General features: G+C 70.4%; 2 protein-coding genes. Both read left to right on the plus strand.

Translation table 11 applies throughout. From position 1 onward, the window contains the following. The first annotated feature begins 78 nt into the window (after positions 1-78). Positions 79-1,392, plus strand: coding sequence for a dihydroorotase (locus WBA11_RS07475; protein WP_424520072.1), 1,314 nt, complete (start codon positions 79-81; stop codon positions 1,390-1,392). After that, positions 1,389-1,850, plus strand: a 462-nt coding sequence (locus tag WBA11_RS07480) for a macro domain-containing protein (RefSeq protein WP_424520073.1), incomplete at its 3' end; no start/stop codon positions are given. The genes WBA11_RS07475 and WBA11_RS07480, both read left to right, overlap by 4 nt.

Here is a 1,850-nt window from a genome sequence, read left to right on the forward strand (position 1 = left end):
TGAGGAACGCGTCGGACCCAGCCGGGCACGCCGAGGTCCCCGTCGCCGGTAGTTTCCCGGACCCTCTTTCGAACACCCATGGCTCTCGACCTCCTTCTCGCCGGCGGCACCGTCCTCGACGCCACGACCGGCCAGTCTCAGCGCGCCGACGTCCTGATCCGCGACGGCCAGATCGCCGCCATCGGCGCCGACCCCGGATCGAGTCCGGGGCAGGCTCTCGAGGGCGCCGACGGCGTCCAGGTCTACGACGCGAGCGGCAAGACGATCTCACAGGGCTGGATGGACATGCACGTCCACTTCCGCGAGCCCGGCCAGGAGCACAAGGAGACCATCGAGACCGGCGCGCGCGCGGCGGCCTGGGGCGGGTTCACGGCCGTCGCCTGCATGCCCAACACCGAGCCGCCGATCGCGACGCGCGACGTGGTCGAGTTCGTCCGCAAGCGCGCCGAGGGGCTGGTCGTCGACGTCCACCCGATCGGGACGGTGACGAAAAAGCGGGAAGGGGAGGAGCTGGCCGAGATGGCGGACATGGCCCAGGGCGGTGCGGTCGCGTTCAGCGACGACGGCTCGCCGGTCCAGCACGGCGGACTCATGCGCCGCGCCTTGGAGTACGCCCGCACGCTCGACAAGACGCTCCTGGGCCACGAGGAGGACCTGACGCTCAACCCGCACGGCCACATGAACGAGGGCGCCGTCGCGACGCGGCTCGGCCTGCCCGGCATCCCCGGGCTCGCCGAGGAGGCGATGATCGCGAGGGACGCGCTCTTGGCCGAGTTCACCGGCGGCCGGTTCCACGTCTGCCACATTTCGACCGCGCGCGCCGTCGACATCGTCCGCCAGGCCAAGGCACGCGGCGTCCCGATCACCGCCGAGGCGTGCCCGCACCACTGGGCGCTCACCGACGCCGCCGTCGAGGACAGCCAGTACGACACGCACACCAAGATGCACCCGCCCCTCCGCACCGCGAAGGACGTCCAGGCCATCAAGGACGGGCTCGCCGACGGCACCATCGAGGTCATCGCGACCGACCACGCGCCCCACGCGGGCTACGAGAAGGAGGTCGAGTTTATCGAGGCCCCGTTCGGCATCCTGGGCCTGGAAACGTGCTGGCCGCTGACCGTCCGCGACCTGGTCAAGCCGGGCGTGATCGCCCTCGAGGACGCGCTTCGGATGCTGGCCGTCGCGCCGCGCGAGGTCCTGGGCCTCCCCGTCCCCGCTCTCGAGGTCGGCGCCGCGGCCAACCTGACGATCTTCGACGCGGAGACCGAGTGGGCTTTCGAGGAACGCCACATCCAGTCGAAGTCGCACAACACGCCGTTCGTCGGCTCGCCGATGGTGGGGCGGGCGTGGGCCGTGGTCAACAACGGGCTGCTCGTCGAGGTCGAGGCGTGATTGCGACGCACAAGCTGACCGTGCGGGACGTCCCGAGACCGGACGCGGAGTTGTACGACATCATCCGGTTCGCGGACCGCTTCACGGGGGAGTTCCCCGCCATCAAACCGGAGGACATCCGACGGCTGGTCAGGCGCTGGGACAAAGGGGAGAGTCCATCGATGACGCTCAGCGAACTGCGGCGAGTCTTGCATACGAAGTACCGGGCGCACCGGCATGGCGGGGGCTACCCCGACGATCCGAATGTGGGCGCTATGCGCCGTCTGGTCGCGGAGATCGCCCGGCGTCTCGTGATCCCCGCCCTCGAGGTCTGGCGCGGCGACATCACTGTCCTCGAGGTCGAGGCCATCGTCAACGCGGCGAACGAGAAGATGCTGGGCGGGAGCGGGGTGGACGGAGCCATTCACGCTGCTGCGGGGCCGGAGCTTCTGGCGGCGTGTCGAGCCGCCCCCGAGGTG

Origin of the sequence: Rubrivirga sp. (assembly GCF_049648075.1) — a bacterium.
In the GTDB taxonomy this organism is placed as follows: domain Bacteria; phylum Bacteroidota; class Rhodothermia; order Rhodothermales; family Rubricoccaceae; genus Rubrivirga.

Excerpts from the sequence above, each read along its gene's own strand:
- WBA11_RS07475 (WP_424520072.1), top strand. The coding sequence starts at position 79 with ATGGCTCTCGACCTCCTTCTCGCCGGCGGCACCGTCCTCGACGCCACG.